This is a genomic window from Bacillus cereus group sp. Bc061 (assembly GCF_027715825.1).
Lineage (GTDB): Bacteria > Bacillota > Bacilli > Bacillales > Bacillaceae_G > Bacillus_A > Bacillus_A paranthracis.
The window spans coordinates 28,216-51,303 of record NZ_JAQFTZ010000004.1 but is presented as its reverse complement, the minus strand read 5'-3'; the positions used below and the strand labels follow the sequence as shown (position 1 = coordinate 51,303).

The window sequence follows — 23,088 nt, the reverse complement described above, 5'->3', positions numbered from 1 at the left end:
GCTCCTTTAGTACATCATCTATAAATACTCCTTATATGAATAAAGTACATGGATTCTTTTATAGTTTCAATAAGTTTGTGCAATGTTTCACAAAAAGGACATACATATATTAAGAAAGCGTTTGCAAAATATAGTATAATAGAATTTTTTCTGGACATTGAGAGGGGGAAGGGCAAAAAGAAAAAGCACTGTAATTATAGCGCTTTTTCGTCTAAATTCTTTTCTACTTTTGTTTCTACTTCTTTTGAGAAGAACCAACCACCAGCTGCGATTCCAACTAATACAATCCAGAATGTAAGCTTCCATGGTGTAGATTCTGGGAATGAGTGCGGAATTACATTTAATGCAGGGTGTGCTAACGTATAAACTGCTAGTTTCACACCAACCCAACCTACAATTAAGAATGCCGCAGTTTCAAGTCCTGGTTTACGTTTTAAAATTTGTACGAAAGCAGTTGCCGCAAATCGCATAATGATTAATCCGATAAGTCCACCTACAAAGATAACAACGAATTGTCCAGTATCAAGACTACCAATTGTACCTAATCCTGTTTTTGGTAAAGTCATTGCTAATGCAACAGCAGCTAAAATAGAATCAACTGCGAAGGCGATATCTGCAACTTCAACTTTAAATACAGTCCACCAAAAGTTCTCTTGTTTTTTCTTTGCTTCTTTTTCTTCTGTTTCTTCATCTGTATTCTTTTTAACATACGTTTTAAATAAGTGATTACCAGCGATAAACATAAGGTAAATGGCACCGATTGCTTGCACTTGCCATACGTCGACTAGGAACGAAATCATAAATAACGATCCGAAACGGAAAACAAATGCCCCTGCTAATCCATAAAATAGTGCTTTCTTTCTTTTTTCTTCTGGTAAATGTTTTACCATAATTGCAAGAACAAGAGCGTTGTCAGCCGCTAAAATCCCCTCTAGTGCAATTAGGATGAGTAATACCCAACCATACTCCAATAATAATGATACATCCATGTACATTCTCCTCTCATTTCTATAAGTACTAAATAAGTGAAGAATTTCCCCACTATTTAGTTTCCCCATACTCCTGCCTATTAACTTTGGAAGAATTTGGTAATGAATGCAAAAAAGACCTCTGCCGTTAATAGGCAAAGGTCTTGCTAGACATATGTAATGAAAATGCCAACAAAGCCGGAAGAACTAAGTTCTACGTAATGACGACTTTGTTTCCAAGAAATATTCTTGGACGCTACTCCCCTTTGGAGATATGCTATTGTACTCTCATTATATGGATAATTTATACGGTTGTCAACCTGTTAAAATGTCTTCATTCGGATATTTTATTTTCCGGTTCTTTTTACGTGCAAATGAAAAAGCTAATGTTAAAGGCCCCATCTTCCCAAAAAACATCATAAAGATAATAATAGCTTTTCCAATCATCGTTAAGTGTGGTGTGAAATTCATACTGAGACCGACAGTCCCAAATGCTGAAAATACTTCGAAAGCACTCATCAATAGAGGAACTCGCTCAGTAATGCTTAAAATTAAAATAGCAAAAAAAATAAATGAAATAGAAATAATAGCGATGGTTAATGATTTGACAATGAGAGTATCTTTAATGGATTTTTTAAACACGACAATATCATCTTGCTCTTGTAAAAATTTAAATACCCCAAAAAACATGATTAAAAAGGTTGTTAATTTAATCCCACCGCCAGTTGAAGCACTACCGGCTCCGATAAACATTAGAAGCATCATTAATAAAAGGGAAGGCTTTGATAATGCGGAAATATCAACTGTATTAAAACCAGCAGTACGCGTTGAAATAGCTTGGAAATAAGCAGCCATGCCTTCTTCAAATGGAGTAAAGCCTCTCATAGAAAGAGAATTGTGAAACTCGAATATAAAAATAAAAACAGTCGCAATAATATTGATGATTAGAGTAGAAGAGAGCATAAGTTTTGAGTGTAATGTAAGGTTTTTAAAATTTTTCTTTCTTTTTATATCTACGATTACTGTAAAACCAATCCCACCTAAAATAATGAGGGAGGAAATGACGAGATTGACAAGAATGCTGTGAGAGTGGGACATTAAATTATCGCTCCAAACAGAAAAACCTGCATTGTTAAAAGCAGAGATGGAATGAAAAAAGCTATAATAGATCCCTTTAGCAATCCCATATTTCGGTACCCATTCAAAAGAAAGAATGAAAGCAGCGATACATTCGACTGTAAAAGAGAATAAAAATAATGCTTTGGCAAGACGAATGACACCGCCTATATTCGTTTGATTTAATGCTTGTTGCAGTAAAATTCGGTTTTGAAGGCCAATTTTTCTGCCAAGCATAATCGCAATTAAAACGGCAAAGCTCATAATGCCAAGTCCGCCCACTTGTATAAGTGTTAAAATGACACATTGGCCAAATAAGGTAAATACTTTCCCGGTGTCCACAACACCAAGCCCTGTAACCGTACAAGCAGAAACGGTTGTAAATAAAGCATCGAGCCATGAAATAGACGTCGTTGTAGCAATTGGCAATTTTAATAAGCATGTACCGATAATTGATAACATAATAAAAGACAAAGTAAGAACACGGGGAGGACTCATGCGAATGTTAATCCGTTTCATGTTACATATCGTTCCTTTCAGTTTGCTTTTACTAGTATGTGAAAAAGCACCATTATGTATGTTAAAAATAGAAAGAGGCAGAGAATATCTGCCTCTAAGCCATATGTTATATTGTTATCCACGTAATTGTTGTTGAGCTAAAGAAACAAGACGTTTTGTTACTTCACCGCCAACTGATCCGTTAGAACGTGATGCAGTATTAGACCCTAAGCTTACGCCGAATTCTTGTGCAATTTCATATTTAAATTGATCAAGTGCTTGTTCAGCACCTGGAACTAGTAATTTGTTTGTTTTTGCCATGATGATACACATCCTTATGAGTAATCCAGTTCAGCTAAGTATGTATCTGAACTGGTACCGTTATTTTATGTGGAACCGGCGTGCTCATACGCGGAAGTAATCGGTGTGATTAGAAGTTATTGGATAGAAAAAAGAGTAGCAATTTTTGCTACTCTTTTTTTAGTATTGTCGCTGTACCTTCCACGACAATATCATCCGATTGATTATATATATTTGTTTGCAACGTAATGATTTTTTTATCGTCACGTTTTTTAATGACCTCTGCCACAACGCGAAGTGTATCGCCGATTTTGACAGGAGCGCGGAATGAAACGTTTTGAGATAAATAAATCGTATTTTTACCCGGGAGTTTCGTTCCAAGGATGGTAGAAATAAAACTTGAAACGAGCATACCATGAGCAATACGTTCTTTAAACATTGTCGTTTTTGCAAAAGAATCTAAAATATGAATAGGATTCACATCTCCAGTCAATTTTGCAAAATTGATAACGTCCTCATCCGTAATCGTTTTTGTAAGTGATGCTTGATCACCGACTTGAATCTCATCATAACGAAGCTCCGGGACGGTTTGTGCTTCTTGAAATGGATTCATTTTGTCCTCCTTCTTTTCCATATCGAAAAATGCTAGCCATCTTGATGTAGTAGGAGGAAGAAAGAGTTTTGTTTGTGCTGCAGTTAGCTCCCACATTTTTCTTACTTGATGGAAGTAAATAGATTTTTTGAGTTTTCCTCGAACTTTTTTGCGAGTTCCAACTGTTTTGTCTTGAAATCTTCCAAAAAACCTTCTAACTGTTTTTGAGCCTCTTCACGTTGTAATTGTTGTTGTTCAATAAATTGCTTCGTTGTTTCTTCAAATTGACCGCTTGTTTGAGTAAGGATAGACAAAGATGTTTTTGTAGGAGAAACAGTTAGCTGTTGCATATGAGCAGAAAGCTCTTTCCATTTGTCTTGCCACTCATTAATTTGATCATTTAAGGAGTTTCCAGTTAATTGCTTCACGTAATCTGTATACTGATTATTGAATTGAGTAGTAAATTGTTGCAGTTCTTTTTCTAGTTCATCTACTCCTGATGTTAATTTATGCAAAGCATCTTGTTGTTGTTTTAATGTTTCTAAAGTAAGTTGCTCTAATTGTTTCCCAGCTGAAGAGAAAAGGGAAAGTGATTGAGACCAGTTTTTCCAAAATGCATCGACTAATTCGTATGGTTTAGTTTCCATTGTTTGACCCCCAAATGTTTTTTTACATATTGTGAACGCAGATTATTCTGCTGTATCACCAGGTGAAGATGAAGAATCTTTTTCATCCTTTTCTGGAGAAGTAGAAAATGGAAAGAATGCATTGGTGTATAACGTGAAAAACGTCCGCAACATATTTTGATAATGCTCAAAAGAAGTCGCACATGTTGTTAAATATTGCTCTCCATATTCAGTTAAAGAATAAATTCTTTTGGCTGGCCCTCCGTCGCTTGTGTCCCAAGTAGAAGAAATAAGGTTTTCTTTTTCTAATTTGCGTAGTGTTCTGTACACATTACCTTGGTCAACAGAAGAAAAGCCGATATCCATTAGCATTTGAATAAGTTTGTAACCATGAAGACTCCAGTCTTTAAGACAGAGAAGTAAGAAGGGAACTAAGAAGTTTTTTGGCATGGAGTTTGGTTGTTTTGCTTGGTTGTTCTCCAAACTTTCGCGTTGTTCTGGTTCATTATGTAGCATGATTGTGCATCACCTCATGAATCAGTTAGATGGAATTTTTTGCTTATAAGTGCAATTTACACCTATCTGTTTTTAAAGTCAATACATTTGTTAGAAAATAGAAAAAAATAAAATATAGACTTGAAGTTTTATTCAGAATATTAGAAAATAATGAATAGGTTGAATTGTTTCAAAAACGAAAAAGGGAGTGTAGGTAAAGTGATTGATCAAAAATTCGATCCACTACAAGCATGGAAAAATGCTTATGAACAAACCGAAACATTTTGGGGAAAAGCGCTCAATGAAACAATTAAAACAGAAGAATATTCTGCTTGGATGGGCAGCGTTCTAGATTTGAATTTGTTTTATCAAAAAGCATTAAATGATACGACAAAAAATTATTTAGAGCAGGTAAATGTGCCTACGAAAGAGGATATCGCTAGAGTGGCTACGCTTGTTATTAACTTAGAAAATAAAGTGGATAACATTGAGGAGTTTCTAGAAGATAAGGTAGAGTCAGTAGGACAAGCTCCTACATTAAAGCGCGATGTTACGAAAGTAAAACAAGATATTCGCACATTAGAAACGAAAGTTGATCAAATTTTAGAATTGCTAGAAAAGCAAAATGCAGTACTAGCAAAACTACAAGAACCTGTAAAAGAAGAAGTAAAACCTACGAATAAGCCAGAAAATAAAAAGTGATAATAGCGCTTGTTTATAACATATGAAAGAGAAAGGGAGAATCTCTTTTCTATGTATAAACAGCGAAACATAATTATATAGGGACTCCATAGTATGAGTACCAAAATGATTCATAATAGTCGTTCACAAATTCATTTAAGGGGGAAAAGAAATGGTTCAATTAAATGGCAAAGTAGCAATCGTAACAGGTGGGGCAAAAGGGATTGGAAAAGCAATCACAGTAGCGTTAGCACAAGAGGGCGCAAAAGTTGTTATTAACTATAACAGCAGTAAAGAAGCAGCTGAAAACTTAGTAAATGAACTAGGAAAAGAAGGACATGACGTTTATGCAGTTCAAGCAGATGTTTCTAAAGTAGAAGACGCAAACCGACTTGTAGAAGAAGCAGTGAATCATTTTGGTAAAGTTGATATTCTTGTTAATAATGCTGGTATTACAAGAGATCGTACATTCAAAAAGTTAAATCGTGAAGATTGGGAACGCGTAATTGACGTGAACTTAAGCAGTGTGTTTAATACGACAAGCGCGGTACTTCCATACATAACGGAAGCGGAAGAAGGTAGAATTATTAGCATTTCTTCTATTATTGGTCAAGCGGGTGGATTTGGACAAACAAACTACTCAGCAGCGAAAGCAGGTATGCTAGGATTTACAAAATCATTAGCATTAGAGCTTGCAAAAACAAATGTAACTGTAAACGCTATTTGCCCAGGGTTTATTGATACTGAAATGGTAGCAGAAGTACCAGAAGAAGTACGCCAAAAAATCGTTGCGAAAATCCCGAAAAAACGTTTTGGTCAAGCTGATGAAATTGCAAAAGGTGTAGTATACCTATGCCGTGACGGTGCTTATATCACAGGTCAGCAATTAAACATTAACGGCGGATTATATATGTAATGAAGTAAGAAAAAAGTGCATATCCATAGCAGGAATGCACTTCTTTTTTTAGAAGGAAATTGACCAAAAAGGAGATAGAAAAATGACTACATTCGCAACAGAATGGGAAAAGCAATTAGAGCTATACCCAGAAGAGTACCGAAAAGCATATCGCCGAGTGAAAAGGGCGAGTGAAATTTTATTACGTGAACCAGAGCCACAAGTAGGATTAACGCCGAAAGAGGTTATTTGGACGAAGAATAAGACGAAGCTTTATCGCTACATTCCAAAACAAGAAAAAACACAAAGAGTCCCAATTCTATTAATATATGCTCTTATTAATAAACCATATATTATGGATTTAACTCCTGGAAATAGTTTAGTGGAATATTTAGTGGACCGTGGTTTTGATGTGTATATGCTTGATTGGGGCACATTTGGTTTAGAAGATAGTCATTTGAAATTTGATGATTTTGTGTTTGATTATATTGCAAAAGCAGTGAAAAAAGTAATGCGAACTGCAAAATCGGACGAGATTTCTTTACTTGGTTATTGCATGGGGGGAACGCTAACTTCTATTTATGCGGCACTTCATCCGCACATGCCAATTCGTAACCTAATCTTTATGACAAGTCCTTTTGATTTCTCTGAAACAGGATTATATGGCCCTTTATTAGATGAGAAATACTTCAATCTAGATAAAGCGGTTGATACATTTGGAAATATTCCGCCAGAAATGATTGATTTCGGAAACAAAATGTTAAAACCAATTACGAACTTTGTTGGTCCATATGTTGCTTTAGTAGATCGTTCAGAGAATGAGCGCTTCGTTGAAAGCTGGAGGTTAGTTCAAAAGTGGGTTGGCGATGGCATTCCGTTCCCAGGTGAATCATACAGACAGTGGATTCGTGATTTTTATCAAAATAATAAATTGGTTAAGGGTGAACTTGTGATTCGCGGACAAAAGGTAGACCTTGCAAATATTAAGGCGAATGTCTTAAATATTTCAGGGAAACGTGATCATATCGCCCTGCCGTGCCAAGTAGAAGCGTTGCTAGATCATATTTCTAGCACAGATAAACAATATGTATGTTTACCAACGGGACATATGTCGATTGTTTACGGTGGAACAGCGGTAAAACAAACGTATCCGACGATTGGAGACTGGCTTGACGAGCGCTCTAAGTAAAAATAAAAAATCCAACTAGCATATGTTAGTTGGATTTTTTATGTAAAATAACAAAACATAGAAAGGAGAAATTTATATTTTAGGAGTATAATTATGAAGCTTATGATTGGTAAGTTGTTTTGGGATACAGGAGCTTCTATGCCTTGTTATCCATCGTTAGAAAATGATATGATATGTGATGTGCTTGTAGTTGGAAGTGGCGAAGCGGGTGCTCAAATAGCGTATTCGTTAGCGAAAATGGGAATGTGCGTTACACTTATTGAAAAAAATATGATTTCATGTGGCAGCACAGCTGCTAATACAGGGTTATTACAATTTCTTCATGATAAATCGTTAACCTCACTTATCCATACATTTGGCGAAGAAAAAGGGGTGCGAGCATATAAGCTTTGTTACGAAGCGTTACGAACAATGGAGAAAGTTGTACCGACTCTCGATATCGATCCCCAGTTTATTCCGCGAAACAGTTTATATTATGCAAGTAAAAGTGAAGATGTCTCATTTTTACAAGAGGAATACAAAACGTTACAGAATTATGAGTTTCCAGTTGAGTATTTTACAGCATCTGATATTAAGGAACGGTATCCTTTTACAAAACAAGCGGCATTATATACACACGGTGATGCTGAGGTAAATCCGTATTTATTAGCGCATAGCCTTTTGCATAAAGCAAATCAAATGGGTGCTACTATATATGAACATACAGAGGCCATACATATAAAAAAACGTCAAAATGATTTAATTTGTTATACGAAAACAGGAAATCAAATTGTAGCAAAGAATATTATTATGGCGACGGGTTATGAAGCACTTTTTGGAAAGAAAGAAAAAAATACAATAGTAGAAACTTCTTATGCAATTGTAACAAATGAAATAGATCAGTTTGAAGGTTGGTATGAGCGATCATTAATTTGGGAAACAGCACGGCCGTATTTATATTTTCGAACGTATAAAAACCGTATTATTGTAGGCGGATTAGATGAAGCAATGCAAATTCAAACAATCGGTGATACGAAATTATTGCATAAGCGTGATGTCCTTATTAACATTATAAAAGAGATGTTCCCGCAGTATAAAGATATACAGGCAGACTACTATTGGGCGGCAGCATTTGGCGGTAGTCATGATGGTCTCCCTATTTTAAAAGAAGATAATAAGATACATAATTTATTTTATGCATTGCCATATGGAGGTAATGGAACTGTGTATGGAATGGTATTTGCTAAAATATTTGAGCAGTTATTTACAAATAAAGAAAGTAAAGATTTTTCTTTATTTAATCGATAGAAAAAAGGTAGCGAAGTGATGGAATGAGAGATATAAAAAAGTTTTTACAAAAATTACGCCCTGTACAACTCATTGTTCTGTTTTATTTATTAGCGGTAGTTGTATCGGTGATATTGCTTAGTTTACCGTTTGTTACGAAGCCTGGTGTCAAATGGACATTTATAGATGCACTTTTTACATCGGTTAGTGCGGTAAGTGTTACGGGCCTGTCTGTTGTTACGATTTCAGATACATTTACTACGGCAGGAATTATTATTTTAGCCCTTATTTTACAATTGGGCGGCTTAGGAATTATGGCGTTAGGTACATTCGTTTGGATTATAACAGGAAAAAAGATTGGTTTGCAGAGAAGAAGACTCATTATGGCAGACCATAATCAAGGGAATTTATCAGGTCTTGTAGAATTGATGCGTTCTATTTTAATTGTAATTATTTCAATAGAGCTTATTGGAGCGATATTATTAGGTACAAGATTCTTACTTTACTTTCCAACTTGGCAAGAAGCTTATTTTCACGGTTTTTTTGCAGCTGTTAGTGCAACTACGAACGGCGGATTTGATTTAACAGGACAATCGCTAATTCCGTATAAAAAAGATTACATTGTTCAAATGATTCATATGTTACTTATTATTTTAGGAGCAATCGGCTTCCCTGTATTAATGGAAGTGAAACAATTCCTTAGTAAAAGGAGACAGCAACTATTTCGTTTTTCGCTATTTACAAAATTGACGACAACAACATTTTTTGCGCTCGTGGTCGTTGGAACGATTATGATTTTTTTACTAGAACGAAATCATTTTTTAGCAGGAAAGTCATGGCATGAAACAGTTTTCTATACACTATTCCAATCTGTGACGACGCGAAGCGGGGGACTTGCTACAATGGATATACTTGAATTGTCACAACCGACGCTTTTATTTATGAGTATATTAATGTTTATAGGAGCATCTCCAAGCTCGGTTGGGGGCGGGATACGTACAACGACATTTGCTGTTAGTATATTGTCACTATACACTTTTGCAAGAGGCGGGAGAACGGTTAGAGTCTTCAAACGTCAGCTACATGAAGAGGACGTGCTGAAAGCATCTGTCGTTATGACAATGGGGATTTTATTATGTGCCACAGCACTATTTATTTTATCTATTACGGAAAATGTACCGCTTATGAGTTTAATTGTTGAAGTCTGTTCTGCTTTCGGGACGACAGGACTATCGACAGGTATTACGCCAGATTTAACAACTGTTGGTAAACTTGTACTCATTGTACTTATGTTTATCGGGCGTGTCGGTATTTTAACATTTATACTAGCTAGTGGCGGAAGAGAACAGCCACCTCGCTATAAATATCCGAAAGAGAGAATTATTATTGGATAGTATGAAACCATTCTACCTAACATAGGTAGAATGGTTTTTTAGTCATTAATGCCAAATTGCGGATGCATAAAAGTATCCTTCTTATTATCTCCTTCTTTTTTTAGTAACTCTTGATTTTCTTCTGAAATCCAACCAATATCATTTGTAGGATGGATCCATTCTTCTCCAGCCATAATGGCAGGATCTACATCATCACTCCAATTGTGAAGTGGACTGTTCTCGGAATCATATTTACTGTCTCCGATTACGACGTCATATTGATTTATGAAAGGTTGTTGCATCTTCTTTCCTGTTCCTTTAAAAGATGGGAAATTCATTTGATGCGGGAGCGTTTCATCTAAAATGGGTGACTGGATTTTATCTTTCTTCTTCAAAATAAGAGCTCCTTTTTATTATGATTTCTTCATATGTAGTATTTCCATCTAACAGTTCTTATGTACTTGTTAACACTTGCCAGTAATAATTATTTTAGCTCGCTTCAAACTAGAGTAGAAAGTGAATTTTTGAGAGCAGGTGAATGTATTGGTAAAAAGAAAAGTGAAACAAAATGCGGCAATCAACAATAATAAAACTCCGAAAGAAAGCTTACCAGATGCAGAATTTGCATTAGAGTATGAAGGAGAAAATAGCGCGAAGTATGCAAATCGTAATTCAAAAAAAGGTAAACAAAAGTGAGGCGTTTTTTACAAACGCCTCATTTTTTTGTGGGATTATAAAGGTTTTTTTAATTATTTGTAAATTTAGTGTTCATTATTAGCAGAAAAATGCGAAAAAACATAGAAGTAGCAACGTATTACACAAAAACAAACAACAAACAAAAGATTAATGTTGGTTTAATACTGCTTTTACACTAGTTGTTTATATTTGAGTTGTACATAAGATTTGTAAAAGGAGAGAGAGACAGTGAAAAAAACAATCTTTAAAGCTGTAGCAACTGGAATGGTATTTTCGTTATTAATGGGGTGTGGTGCAAAGAAAGAAGAAAGTGCTGGGGCAAAAGTAAAAGATGATAAATTATCTGGATCATTAACTGTTTACACAGCAATTGAAGAAGAACTTGTACCAATTTATCTTGATTCTTTTAAAAAGAAATATCCAGATGTGAAGCTGAATATTGTTCGTGATTCAACTGGAGTTATTACAGCAAAATTGCTAGCTGAAGGAAAAAATACACAAGCAGATGTTGTATGGGGAACTGCAGCTTCAAGTCTATTAGCTTTAGATAAAAAAGATATGTTAAAAGGATACTCTCCAAAAGGAGCGGATCGCGTTTTACCGCAATTTAAAGATGATAAACAACCAGAAAAATGGGTAGGAAATACTGCATTTATGACGGGGATTGCTATAAATAAAGAAGAATTAAAGAAGAAAAATTTACCGATGCCAGAATCATACGAAGACTTAACGAAACCAGAGTATAAAGGAACGCTTGTTATGCCGCATCCAGCATCTTCTGGAACAGGATTTTTAACAGTTTCTGCATGGTTACAAATTATGGGTGAAGATAAAGGCTGGGATTACATGAAGAAACTTCATGATAATATGGCAACTTATACTCATTCAGGTTCAAAACCAGCGAAATTAGCGGGGGCGGGTGAATATCCAGTTGGTGTATCGATGGTTTATAGTGCTTTGAAAGAGAAACAAAAAGGTGCACCAGTTGAAGTTGTATTGCCAAAAGAAGGATTAGGTTGGGAAGTAGAAGCGAACGCACTTATTAAAAAAGATAATGAAAAAAATGAAAAATTAGCGCAAGCATTTTTAGATTGGGCAATTACTGATGATGTAATGAAGTTATACTTCGAGAAAAATGGATTTGCGACAATTAAAAATGATTATAAACTTCCAGATGGATTCCCTAAAGATGTGACGGAAAAATTATACAAAAAGAATGACTTTAAGTGGGCAGCAGAAAATCGCGACAAAATTTTAGAAAAATGGGAAAAAGAGTTTGGCCAAAAAGCAGAACCGAAAAAGTAAGTGAGTGGGAGAGAGAAAAAATGAGCGAATATTTATCAATTCAACACATTCAAAAACAGTTTGATGCATTTACAGCGTTAAAAGATATTTCTTTTACTGTGAAAAAAAATGAGTTTGTATGTTTATTAGGCCCAAGTGGCTGTGGGAAAACAACATTGCTTCGAATTTTAGCAGGGCTAGAAGAGGCGACAACAGGCAGTATAGCTGTGAATGGAAAAGATATTACAGCATTACCTCCTGGAAAGAGAAATTTCGGAATGGTGTTTCAATCATATGCATTATTTCCGAATTTAACAGCACTTGAAAACATTGAATACGGCTTAAAGACGAAAAAGTATGGAAAAGCAGAAGTAAAAGAGAAGGCGCTATCGGCGTTAGAACTAGTTGATTTACTGAATGTAAAAGATAAATATCCTGCTCAAATGTCTGGTGGACAACAGCAGCGAGTAGCACTTGCACGTGCGCTCGCTCTGTCTCCGGATATTTTGTTACTCGATGAGCCGTTATCTGCTTTAGATGCAAAAGTACGTGAAAAGTTACGTAGAGAAATGCGTGATTTGCAAGAAAAAGTAGGAGTAACAACTATTATGGTCACGCATGATCAAGAAGAGGCATTAACGATGGCTGATAAAATTGTTGTAATGAATCATGCGGAAATTATGCAGATTGGAACACCAGAGGAGATTTATCAAAGACCAGCCAATCCGTTTGTGGCAGATTTTATTGGTTCTATTAATTTCTTTTCGAAAAATAATGAAGAACATGCAATTCGTCCTGAACATGTAACGATTGTACAAAATGATGGTATTAAAACGGTTGTGGAAAGTATGGAATTTCGTGGATCTGTATACCGGACAGAAGTGCGAGTTATAGATGAAAAAACACATCTATATAATGAGAAAATCGTTGTAGATATATTGGCATCAGAAGTAGAAAAAACAGCTATTAGGAAAGGAAATCCGATTCAAATCTCTTTCTCAGAAAATCATATGTTGTCATATGGAAAGAAGGTTGTTGTATAGATGGAGATGTTAGAAGACTTAAAGGTAGAAAGTACGAAAAAAAAGATTAAGAGACGTATCGGTAAAGAAGAATGGATACAAAGACTATTAATTATTGGTATGATTCTTGCTTTTTTGATTATGCTTGTATTACCACTATTACAATTGTTTACACAAGCTTTTTATGATAAAGATGGAGCTTTCATTGGTGTTGCGAATTTCAGTAAATATTTCACAACCCCAACATTAGTTCAATCATTACAAAATACGATATGGATTTCGGGCGCGACAACAATTATTGCAGTGACACTTGCTTTCGCTTACGCCTATGCGATCGCTCGTACGAATGTATTTGGAAAGCGTGTATTTCAATATGTCGCGTTGTTACCATTATTCGCACCAACGATGATGCATGGTATCGCACTGACATATTTATTTGGTAATCAAGGATTAGTAACGAAAGGGATGTTTGGTTTATTTGAAGGTATACAAATCCCTTTATATGGACCAGTAGGAATTGTAATGGCTGAAGTCATGTATACATTTCCGCAAGCATTTCTTATATTATTAATTGCTTTCCAAGGTTCTGATTATCGTTTATATGAAGCTTCTAATATGTTGGGAGCGAGTAAAACAAAGCAATTTCTCACTGTTACTTTACCTAGTGTAAAGTATGGATTAATTAGTGCGATGTTTGTTGTGTTTACACTTAGTTTTACTGATTTTGGCGCACCAAAAATTGTTGGTGGGCAATATAATGTACTTGCTACTGATGTATACAAACAAGTAATTGGACAACAAAATATGCCGATGGGTGCAACTGTCGGAATGATCTTATTAATTCCAGCTATATTTGCATTTGCAGTTGATCGCATTACGCAAAGAAAGCAGGCAAATTTCTTATCTTCCAAAGCAGTGCCATATAGAATAACGGCTAATAAGAAAAGAGATGTAGTCTCATTCATATATTGTAGTGTGATTACACTTATGATTATTCTTTTATTTGTGGCGGTTGGTATTGCTGCAAGTGTGAAAGTATGGCCATATAATATGAGTTTTACATTTGAGCATTTTAATTTTTCGAGTTTAACAGGGGATGGACTTGAAGCATTTAAAAATAGTGTGATTGTCTCAGCAGTTACAGCAGTTATTGGGGCAATTTTAACATTTATGTTCGCATATGCGATTGAGAAAATAGATCAGCTAAAGTTTTTCCGAAAAACAGGCTACTTTTTCTCGATTGTCCCTTTAGCAATCCCAGGTTTAGTACTTGGATTGGGATACGTCTTTTTCTTTAGTCAACCAACGATTCAAATACTTGGACTTTCAGTAACGAATCCGTTTCATTCTTTATACGGAACAATTGCTGTGCTAGTACTAGTAAACATCATTCATTTTTATTCTGTAACATTCGTTACCGCAACGACTGCTTTAAAGAAATTAGACCGAGAGTTTGAGCTTGTTTCGCAGTCGATGGGCATTCCGTTTTATAAAACATTCTTTAGAGTAACAGTACCGATGTGTTTACCAGCAATTTTAGAAATGGTCATGTACTATTTCGTCAATTCGATGGTAACTGTGTCAGCGGTTGTATTCTTATACGCAGCTGATTTTAAACTAGCTGCCGTATCAATCGTAAATATGGATGATGCAGGAAATGTAGCGCCAGCAGCTGCAATGAGTGTACTTATTGTTGTTACAAATATTGTAGTAAGAGTTGTATATGAATGGGGAACGAAAGCACTTCGTAACCGAACGTCACAATGGCAAAAAAGATAAGTGAGAAGGGTGATGGATTGAATGAAAATAGAAGCAGTTATTTTTGATTGGGCAGGTACGACAGTTGATTACGGATGTTTTGCACCACTGGAAGTATTCATAAAAATTTTTCGTAAACGTGGTGTTAAAATTACAGATGAAGAAGCCCGGAAACCGATGGGATTATTAAAGATCGATCATGTAAGGGCACTAACAGAAATGCCTCGTATTGCGAATGAGTGGGAGCGTGTTTTCGGACATTTACCAACAGAAGCAGACATTCACGAGATGTATGAAGAGTTTGAAGAAATACTCTTTACTATTTTGCCACACTATGCCACGCCAATTGATGGGGTGAAAGAAGTGGTTGCTTCATTACGTAAAAGAGGCCTTAAAATTGGCTCAACAACTGGTTATACGAGAGAAATGATGGACATCGTTGCAAAAGAAGCAGAAATACAAGGATATAAACCTGATGTTCTTGTGACGCCAGATGATGTTTCAGCAGGCCGTCCGTACCCTTGGATGTGTTATAAAAATGCGATGGAACTTGGTGTGTATCCGATGAATCATATGATAAAAGTCGGGGACACAGTGTCAGATATGAAAGAGGGCAGAAATGCTGGTATGTGGACTGTGGGTGTAATTCTCGGTAGTAGTGAGCTCGGCTTAAGCGAGTGGGCAGCTGAAACTATGGATCCGGTAGAACTTCGTGAAAAAATGGAAGTAGTTCGAAAGCGTTTCGTTGAAAACGGGGCTCATTTTACAATTGAAACGATGCAGGGACTCGAAAACGTAATTGAACAAATCGAGAAACAAGAATTTATTATTTCATAAAAGGGGAATAGGATCATGACTGAAAATCACTACTTATTATTAACGCCAGGACCATTAACGACAACAAAAACAGTAAAAGAAGTTATGCTATACGATTGGTGTACGTGGGATGTTGAATATAACATGATGGTGCAACAGGTAAGAGCTAAACTTGTATCGTTAGCAACGAAGGAAGAAGAGAGATATACAACAGTATTAATGCAAGGAAGCGGTACGTTTTCAGTTGAAGCAGTAATCGGTTCTGTCATTCCAAAAAACGGAAAGCTGCTTGTTTGTACAAATGGTGCGTATGGTAAGCGAATTGTACAAATGGCAGAGATGTTACATATAGATGTGGTGGTCAGTCAAACAGAAGAGTGGGAGCCTACTAATATTGTAGAAGTAGAAAAGATATTACAACAAGATAAAGAGATTACACATATTGCAGTTGTTCATTGTGAAACAACAACAGGTATTATCAATCCAATTGTAGATGTATGTAAATTAGGGAAGCAATACGGAAAAGTAACACTAGTTGATGCAATGAGTAGTTTTGGTGGTATTGAAATAGATATCGCTGAGTTGCAAATTGACTTTCTAATTAGTAGTGCGAATAAATGTATTCAAGGGGTTCCAGGGTTCGGATTTGTTATTGCAAAGCGCGATGAATTGTTGAAATGTAAAGGGCAGGCACGTTCATTATCTTTAGATTTATACGATCAATGGGAAACGATGGAAAATCAAAATGGAAAATGGCGTTTTACATCACCTACACATGTTGTACACGCTTTTTATCAAGCACTACTTGAATTAGAAGAAGAGGGCGGAGTAAAAGCACGTTACAATCGATATGATAACAATCAAAAACTATTAGTGAATCGAATGAGAGAAATCGGATTTAAGCCACTAGTAGATGAAAAATATCAATCGCCTATTATTACATCTTTCATTTATCCAGAAGAATGGTTTGATTTTGATCAATTATACAATGAATTAAAGCGTGATGGATTTGTTATATATCCAGGTAAAATTTCAAAAGTAGATACATTCCGCATTGGAAATATCGGTGATGTACATGAGGCAGATATTCATCGCTTAGTTGATAGTATCGCTAAAGGAGTTGTTATAGGTTGAAAGTATTTTGCTTAGGTGGAGCAGGTAAAATTTGTCGTGAAGCAATTTTAGATTTAGTGCAATTTTCATCTTTTGAGACGATTACAGTAGCAGATTTTAACGAAGAAGAGGGGCTTAAAGTAGTAGAATGGCTCAACGATCCTCGCGTTGATTTTGTGAAAGTAGATGTAACGAATCATGAGGATACGGTTGCAAAAATGAAGGGCTATGACATTGTAATGGATGGTACAACAATTAAGTTAAATGGATTATCTACTCGATGTATTGCAGAAGCAGGTTGTCACGGTGTGAATTTAAATGGATTTGGTGAAGAAAATGATTCGCATTCTATATTTGTTCAAAACGGAAAAACATGTTTACCTGGGTTTGGTATGACGCCAGGTGTAACGCAAATGATGGCGATGCATGCAGCAAATCAGTTACATACTGTAGAGTCAGTTCGTGTAAGTCATGGTTCGTATCGTCCTATTGCTTTTTCTGCATCCATTACAGAAACAACGACATATGAATATGATCCACATTTGCCATCGCGTACAGTGTATGAAGATGGTGAGTTTAAGCAAGTGCCTCCGTTTGCGCGTCCAAGAGAAATTGAATTACCGGCGCCTTATGGTAAGACAACGCAATATATCATACCGCATTCTGAAACGATTACGTTAGCAAAAGCATTAGAAAATAAAGGCGTTAAACTAATAGAGACGAGAGGAACTTGGCCAAAGCAAAATATGCAGCTCGTACGTGCATTGTATGATTACGGTATATTGCGTAATGATCCAGTTGAAATAAATGGAAAAGAAATCGGCATAATGGATTGTATTGCGAAGTATTTATTGCAATCGAAAGAAGGACAAGAAACAGAGATTTACGGTTATGCACTTCATGTAGAAGTAATAGGTATGAAAAATAATGAGAAACAAAGACGTGTATTATATCATACACACCCGTTATCTGATGGATCTGTTGTAGGATGGGAAAAATTAAGAGCTTATACGAGAAACGTCGGTATTCCATTTGGGATTGCTACAGAGCTAATCGCAAATGGGAATGTAAATAAAGTTGGTGTTGTGACACCCGAGGAAGCTTTTGTCAAACCACAAATTATTTTTGATGAACTAAAAAAGCGTGGTATTCATATTCACGAGGAAGTTTTCGTTGAAAAGGAAAGTTATAACTTTGTATAAGTAAGGCAGTGTATGAGGTAGAAATCAATGGGGTGAGGTTATGTCTGTAGTAGGTGAAGAAAGAAAGCGAACCATTCTTGAGAAGGTAGAGTTTAAAGGGAAGGTAAAAGTTTCAGAATTAGCGAGAGAGTTTGCTGTATCAACAGAGACGATTCGTCGTTATTTAGAAGAATTGGATCGTGAAAAGAAGTTGAAGAAAGTGTATGGTGGAGCCGTCCAACTTCCGGGAGCTGGAATAGAGGCACCAATGTTAGAACGAGAGATGCTACATATAGAAGAGAAGAAGCGAATTGGGTATAAAGCAGCAACATTTGTAGAAGATGGAGATGTGATTGCGATTGATGACGGAAGTACACCACTTCAAATGGTACCATATCTTGTACATCGCAAAAATTTAACGATTGTAACAAGTTCATTTCCAGTAGCGACACAATTAATTTCTTCTATTAATAAAAAGATGTTTCACGGTGAAGTTTTATTTATTGGTGGAAAAGTATCTCCAAAACATTCACGCGTATCAGGATCTATTTCGCAGCAAGTTATCCAGCAATTTCATTTTCATAAAGCATTTGTTTCGATTGATGGATTATTACCTGGTTTTGGAGTTTCTAGTTTTGAATTAGAAAAGGCGAAACTGTCAGAAGCGATGATGAAATTAGCAGAGAAAACATATATTTTATGTGATCATACAAAGGTAGGCGTAAAAGGAAATTACCGAATAGCAGCGTTTTCGCGCATTCAACATGTAATTTGTGATAAGAAAATGCCCTATAGTTTTGAAGAGGAAGTTAAAAGGCATAATATTCAATGGACAATTTGTTAAATACGTAGAACTCCCACCTGATTGTGAGGTGGGAGTTTTACTGCCTGCAAATAGCGGGATAAAAGATTTGTATTTATGCAAAAAAAGTGGACACATTTTTCCATCTCTTTCATATAATTTACCAATACAAAAAAAGTTGGTCGAAGGAAAGAAGGGGAAGTATGTCAGAACGGATATATAATAAACTTTTATTGTATGCAAATATTTTGCAAAAAATTGGTGTCATCAATGAGAAGGAGAAAAATGAAATTCTTCATACGATAGGTAAAAAAGCTCTTTGAATAAAGGGCTTTTATATTTTTTGCCTTTAAAAATATAAATTTAATGTAATATTCTCGTTGACATCGATAATGATATTCATTATCATTTATTTATGAGTAATTGATAATGTTTATCAATTATAAAGATTATATATGATAGGGGATATTATTTTGAAAAAAAATTATATGAAGGCGCTAGTAGTAGCGACAACATTAGCAATTCCATTTGCTGCATACTCTACTCCAGCGTTAGCAGCAATAAAAATTGAAGCAAACCAATCGGTAGCGGCAGCTAGTGAACGTACATACGATACTGAGATTAAAATATATAAGGATCAAAAAGACGAGCCATCTATGGTTTCTCAATATATAAAAGGTCCTAAAGTAACGATTGCGGATGGGAAAAAAATTGTAACTGTAACAATGCAAGATAGCGATTATTTTCAATACCTTAGAATAGAGGATAAAAACCAACCTGGCGTATTTCATGATGTGAAAGTTTTGTCAGAAGATAAGAGGAAGAATGGAACGAAAGTAGTTCAATTTGAAATTGGCGAGTTTGAGAAGAAGCACAATATGCAAATGCATATACTTATTCCGGCTATTGGATATGATCACAAATATCAAGTTCAATTTGAAATTAAAGATCCAACTGTAGGTGACAAAGAAACAGAGAAACGAGATGATAACTCTAATTCAGGCAATATGGAGACGGATCATCCAGTTGATAATCAAAATATGATAACAGATAATAAATTAAGAGAGCTTGTTAATAAAAAGGTATTTAATAGAAAAGATTTAAATACACCAATCACGAAAGAAGAGTTATTACAAGTAAAGGACTTGTTTTTAAATACGAATGAGATACTGGATTATAGTGCATTAAAATATATGCCAAATTTAAAATCTTTAACAGTTGCGAATGCGAAGATAAAAGATCCATCATTCTTTACGAGCTTAAAACAATTGAAACATTTAGCTTTACGTGGTAATGAATTTTCAGATGTAACACCACTTGTTAAGATGGATAATTTAGATTCTCTTGATTTAAGTAATAATAAAATTACGAACGTTGCACCACTAATTGAAATGAAAAATGTAAAAAGTTTATATTTATCAGGTAACCAAATAGAAGATGTAACAGCATTAGCGAAAATGGAACAACTAGATTACTTGAATTTAGCAAATAATAAAATTACGAATGTTGCGCCATTAAGCGCGTTGAAAAATGTAACATATTTAACTTTAGCAGGTAATCAAATTGAAGATATTAAACCGTTATATTCATTACCTTTAAAAGACTTAGTATTAACACGTAATAAAGTAAAAGATTTATCCGGTATTGAGCAAATGAAGCAATTAGAAGAATTGTGGATCGGGAAAAATGAAATAAAAGATGTTACTCCTCTAAGTAAGATGACCCAGTTAAAACAATTACACTTACCTAACAATGAGTTAAAGGATATTACTCCATTATCAAGTCTAGTAAACTTACAAAAGCTTGATTTAGAAGCGAATTATATTTCAGACTTAACACCAGCTAGCAATTTGAAAAAGTTAGTATTCTTAAGTTTTGTTGCAAATGAAATTCGTGATGTTCGACCAGTTATAGAACTAAGTAAAACAGCCTATATCAATGTTCAAAATCAAAAAGTATTTTTAGAGGAAACAGAAGTAAATAAAGAAGTAAAAGTACCTATATACGAGAAAGATGGTAAAATCTCTACAAAAGTTCGTTTAAAGAGCGAAGGTGGTACGTATAGTAATGATGCAGTTAAGTGGAGTACACCGGGTGAGAAAGTATATGAATTTGGTGTAAAAGATCCATTTGCGGATACAGGAATCTTCTTCACAGGATCTGTGATTCAAAATGTGGTAGAAAGTAAAGAAGATAACACTTCTAAAGAAGACAATAATTCTAAAGAAGATGAAAAAGTAGGAGTAGTAGAATTTAAAGATGTACCAAAAGGACATTGGTCAGAGGAAGCAATTCATTATTTAGCGAAAGAAAATATTTTTAAGGGATATGGAAATGGACAATTTGGATTTGGGGATCGTATTACTCGTGGACAAGTTGCGTCTTTAGTACAAAGGTATTTGAAATTAGAACATAAAGTAGAGCAGAAAGAGAGATTTACAGATACGAAAGGACATATGTTTGAGCAAGATATTGCTACAGTTGCGCAAGCTGGAATTATGCAAGGAGATGGTACTGGGGAGTTTCGTCCAGATGGAGTATTAACTCGATACGAAATGTCTGTAGTATTATATAAAGTATTTCAGCTAAAAGAAGATGAAAATAATAAAGTGAACTTTAATGATGTACCAACTGGTCATTGGGCAGAAGAATATGTGAAAGCGTTAGCGGACAATAACATATCAAAAGGTGATGGAAAAGGAAACTTTTTAGGTGATGATTTTGTAACACGTGAACAATATGCACAGTTCTTGTATAACGCAATAATGAAATAAAAGATGAGAAAATACGTTATTCTTTGATTGAAAAAGAATAACGTATTTTTTATGTATAAAATGAAATAGTCAATATACAGGAGTATAGACATATGAATAGCCCTTTTTAAAGAAGAGACGTGAAACTATATTGACAAAAAGGCGTTCTCATGTGATAATTCAATTAAATTTTTAGAATAATCAAAAAATACTCCTTTTACATAGAAAGGATTCGAACATTATATGAATATTACGCCGGGGGTGACGAAATGTTATTTTTTCTAAAGAAATGGAATGAATTAAAAGATGTGAAATCTGAACTAGCACTTCGTGATTGGTTTTATGGTACAAAAATTAGCTTATCACTTTGTACGTCAAAAGAGCCGTTAACTTTTTTAGTAAACGTTGAAGGAAGAGATAAAGGGTTATTTTCAGAAGAAGATTTTATTGTTGTAAACTGTATGTGTGAACCAGTATTTGAAAATGAAGAAAAACCAGCTGCGGAATCATTTATGCATGCAGATATTTATAAAAAAAGTAGTGCAGAATGTATTTTACAAGTACAGACTGTAGATAGTCATTTAATATCAGAGTTGTATGGAGAAAAAGGGGAAGTAACATTCGATAAACGTAGCGTGGAACGTGTTTTTGGAAAAGAAGGTATAACAGAAATGACAATTCCCATTGTAGAAGATGAGAAAAAATTCGCAGATTTATTAGAGAATAATGTGCCGAATTTTATTGAAGGTGGAGGAGTAGTTCTCGTTCATAATTATGGCATGATTGTGTGGGGAAAAACTCCAGAATACGCGAAAAAATGGTTGGAGGGTATAGAATATTTAATGAACTACCATGTAAAATTGTTAATGATAAAAGGTGCAAAGAGCTCTGTTATATGAAATGTTTGTGATGTCGTTACAAGTCAATAAGTAAATGAAAGCGTTTTAAAAATAATTTTACTCATAAAATATAGGTCTCCTTATTATATATAGATTACATGTTGACATGTAAGGAGGAACATATTTTGCGAGTTAAATATCATTTTCTGCCAAAACAGCAAGTAACATTTTGCAAAATGAACGATTCAGGTAAGAAGGCTCTGCAAATTATGAATGAAACGGGATTTCGAGCAATCCCTGTATTAGCAGAAGATGAAAAGAAATTCATGGGGATTATTTATAAAGTGGATCTTTTAGAAAAGAAGTGTAATGGTGGATTAGAGGAATTAAGTACGGAACATATGCTGGAAGATTCCACTGCATTTATTTTTGAAAAGGACTCTTTTTTCAGAGCATTTTATGTTATTCGTCGTTTGCCGTTTTTAGCTGTATTAAATGATTATAATGAATTTGTTGGCATCTTAACTCATTCCAATATATTTGATGTTATTGAGGATTCATTTGGTATGCGGACGGGTGGTTATATATTAACAATTGCAACACAAGATTGTAAGGGAACGATTAAAGAACTTGGGACATTGTTGAAAGCATTTCATATCGGTGGACTATTTACGCTAGATAACGGCGATCAATATATTCGCCGCGTTATTGTCAATATAACAGATGAGTTAAATGAAAAAAGATTAAAGCAATTAATCGAAAAAATAGAGAAAAAAGGATTCAGGGTGAGTCATGTAGATTATATTTAAGATGAAAAGGAAAGGG

At 35.0% G+C, this 23,088-nt stretch carries 23 protein-coding genes and 1 riboswitch; of the genes, 16 read left to right on the top strand and 7 right to left on the bottom strand.

What is annotated here, in order from left to right:
* Nucleotides 1-194: 194 nt before the first annotated feature.
* The 6 genes from PDQ40_RS16460 to phaQ form a co-directional block, all read right to left on the bottom strand.
* Nucleotides 195-989: a TerC family protein gene (locus PDQ40_RS16460; protein ID WP_000383322.1), complete on the bottom strand. Its 795-nt coding sequence runs from the start codon at nt 987-989 to the stop codon at nt 195-197.
* 90 nt (nt 990-1,079) lie between these two features.
* Nucleotides 1,080-1,245: riboswitch (yybP-ykoY riboswitch) on the bottom strand.
* A 38-nt stretch (nt 1,246-1,283) separates the two neighbouring features.
* Nucleotides 1,284-2,603: a TrkH family potassium uptake protein gene (locus PDQ40_RS16455; protein ID WP_000822333.1), complete on the bottom strand. Its 1,320-nt coding sequence runs from the start codon at nt 2,601-2,603 to the stop codon at nt 1,284-1,286.
* Nucleotides 2,604-2,717: 114 nt separating this feature from the next.
* Nucleotides 2,718-2,903 (bottom strand): alpha/beta-type small acid-soluble spore protein, encoded by a 186-nt coding sequence (locus PDQ40_RS16450; protein ID WP_001140707.1) that lies wholly within the window; start codon nt 2,901-2,903, stop codon nt 2,718-2,720.
* 148 nt (nt 2,904-3,051) lie between these two features.
* Nucleotides 3,052-3,495 carry a MaoC family dehydratase gene (locus tag PDQ40_RS16445; protein WP_001067916.1) on the bottom strand — a complete coding sequence of 148 codons (444 nt, stop codon included), beginning with the start codon at nt 3,493-3,495 and terminating at the stop codon, nt 3,052-3,054.
* A gap of 101 nt (nt 3,496-3,596) precedes the next feature.
* Entirely contained in the window at nt 3,597-4,121 is a 525-nt protein-coding gene (gene phaP, locus PDQ40_RS16440; RefSeq protein WP_000448589.1) for a polyhydroxyalkanoic acid inclusion protein PhaP, read from the bottom strand.
* 42 nt (nt 4,122-4,163) lie between these two features.
* On the bottom strand, nt 4,164-4,616 hold the full coding sequence (phaQ, locus tag PDQ40_RS16435) for a poly-beta-hydroxybutyrate-responsive repressor (protein ID WP_000903020.1): 453 nt from the start codon (nt 4,614-4,616) through the stop codon (nt 4,164-4,166).
* Nucleotides 4,617-4,814: 198 nt separating this feature from the next.
* On the opposite strand from phaQ, the gene phaR reads away from it, so the two are divergent.
* From phaR to PDQ40_RS16410, 5 genes are all read left to right on the top strand, one after another.
* Nucleotides 4,815-5,297 carry a polyhydroxyalkanoic acid synthase subunit PhaR gene (phaR, locus tag PDQ40_RS16430; RefSeq protein ID WP_000566940.1) on the top strand — a complete coding sequence of 161 codons (483 nt, stop codon included), beginning with the start codon at nt 4,815-4,817 and terminating at the stop codon, nt 5,295-5,297.
* Between the two features lie 151 nt (nt 5,298-5,448).
* Nucleotides 5,449-6,192, top strand: a complete 744-nt coding sequence (locus tag PDQ40_RS16425; RefSeq protein WP_000250412.1) for an acetoacetyl-CoA reductase — start codon at nt 5,449-5,451, stop codon at nt 6,190-6,192.
* Between the two features lie 82 nt (nt 6,193-6,274).
* Nucleotides 6,275-7,360 (top strand): class III poly(R)-hydroxyalkanoic acid synthase subunit PhaC, encoded by a 1,086-nt coding sequence (phaC, locus tag PDQ40_RS16420; protein WP_000206335.1) that lies wholly within the window; start codon nt 6,275-6,277, stop codon nt 7,358-7,360.
* 93 nt (nt 7,361-7,453) lie between these two features.
* Nucleotides 7,454-8,647 (top strand): NAD(P)/FAD-dependent oxidoreductase, encoded by a 1,194-nt coding sequence (locus PDQ40_RS16415; protein ID WP_000772470.1) that lies wholly within the window; start codon nt 7,454-7,456, stop codon nt 8,645-8,647.
* A gap of 23 nt (nt 8,648-8,670) precedes the next feature.
* Nucleotides 8,671-10,020 (top strand): TrkH family potassium uptake protein, encoded by a 1,350-nt coding sequence (locus PDQ40_RS16410; protein ID WP_001204709.1) that lies wholly within the window; start codon nt 8,671-8,673, stop codon nt 10,018-10,020.
* A 38-nt stretch (nt 10,021-10,058) separates the two neighbouring features.
* On the opposite strand, the gene PDQ40_RS16405 is transcribed toward PDQ40_RS16410, so the two are convergent.
* On the bottom strand, nt 10,059-10,394 hold the full coding sequence (locus PDQ40_RS16405) for a DUF3905 domain-containing protein (RefSeq protein ID WP_000725962.1): 336 nt from the start codon (nt 10,392-10,394) through the stop codon (nt 10,059-10,061).
* Between the two features lie 139 nt (nt 10,395-10,533).
* Between PDQ40_RS16405 and PDQ40_RS16400 the strand changes: the two genes are divergently transcribed.
* From PDQ40_RS16400 to cbpA, 11 genes are all read left to right on the top strand, one after another.
* Nucleotides 10,534-10,695, top strand: a complete 162-nt coding sequence (locus tag PDQ40_RS16400) for a hypothetical protein (RefSeq protein ID WP_001997002.1) — start codon at nt 10,534-10,536, stop codon at nt 10,693-10,695.
* A 228-nt stretch (nt 10,696-10,923) separates the two neighbouring features.
* Entirely contained in the window at nt 10,924-12,000 is a 1,077-nt protein-coding gene (locus tag PDQ40_RS16395) for a putative 2-aminoethylphosphonate ABC transporter substrate-binding protein (RefSeq protein ID WP_000750888.1), read from the top strand.
* Between the two features lie 20 nt (nt 12,001-12,020).
* The gene (locus PDQ40_RS16390; protein WP_000006183.1) at nt 12,021-13,022 is read left to right on the top strand and encodes a putative 2-aminoethylphosphonate ABC transporter ATP-binding protein; all 1,002 of its coding nucleotides are present in this window, start codon (nt 12,021-12,023) and stop codon (nt 13,020-13,022) included.
* Nucleotides 13,023-14,780, top strand: coding sequence for a putative 2-aminoethylphosphonate ABC transporter permease subunit (locus PDQ40_RS16385; protein WP_000425420.1), 1,758 nt, complete (start codon nt 13,023-13,025; stop codon nt 14,778-14,780).
* Nucleotides 14,781-14,801: 21 nt separating this feature from the next.
* On the top strand, nt 14,802-15,596 hold the full coding sequence (gene phnX, locus PDQ40_RS16380; protein ID WP_000687359.1) for a phosphonoacetaldehyde hydrolase: 795 nt from the start codon (nt 14,802-14,804) through the stop codon (nt 15,594-15,596).
* Nucleotides 15,597-15,611: 15 nt separating this feature from the next.
* Nucleotides 15,612-16,709, top strand: a complete 1,098-nt coding sequence (gene phnW / locus PDQ40_RS16375) for a 2-aminoethylphosphonate--pyruvate transaminase (RefSeq protein WP_000138244.1) — start codon at nt 15,612-15,614, stop codon at nt 16,707-16,709.
* Nucleotides 16,706-17,890 carry a saccharopine dehydrogenase family protein gene (locus PDQ40_RS16370; RefSeq protein ID WP_000862149.1) on the top strand — a complete coding sequence of 395 codons (1,185 nt, stop codon included), beginning with the start codon at nt 16,706-16,708 and terminating at the stop codon, nt 17,888-17,890. Before phnW ends, PDQ40_RS16370 begins: the two co-directional genes overlap by 4 nt.
* A 40-nt stretch (nt 17,891-17,930) precedes the next feature.
* A complete protein-coding gene (locus PDQ40_RS16365) occupies nt 17,931-18,713 on the top strand; it encodes a DeoR/GlpR family DNA-binding transcription regulator (protein WP_000117662.1) in 783 nt (260 codons plus the stop codon).
* Between the two features lie 413 nt (nt 18,714-19,126).
* The gene (locus tag PDQ40_RS16360) at nt 19,127-21,445 is read left to right on the top strand and encodes an NEAT domain-containing leucine-rich repeat protein (RefSeq protein WP_270691501.1); all 2,319 of its coding nucleotides are present in this window, start codon (nt 19,127-19,129) and stop codon (nt 21,443-21,445) included.
* A gap of 248 nt (nt 21,446-21,693) precedes the next feature.
* Nucleotides 21,694-22,323: a class II aldolase/adducin family protein gene (locus PDQ40_RS16355; protein WP_000895995.1), complete on the top strand. Its 630-nt coding sequence runs from the start codon at nt 21,694-21,696 to the stop codon at nt 22,321-22,323.
* Nucleotides 22,324-22,448: 125 nt separating this feature from the next.
* Complete coding sequence (gene cbpA / locus PDQ40_RS16350) at nt 22,449-23,072, top strand: cyclic di-AMP binding protein CbpA (RefSeq protein WP_001264219.1); 624 nt, start codon at nt 22,449-22,451, stop codon at nt 23,070-23,072.
* The last annotated feature ends 16 nt before the right edge of the window (nt 23,073-23,088 follow it).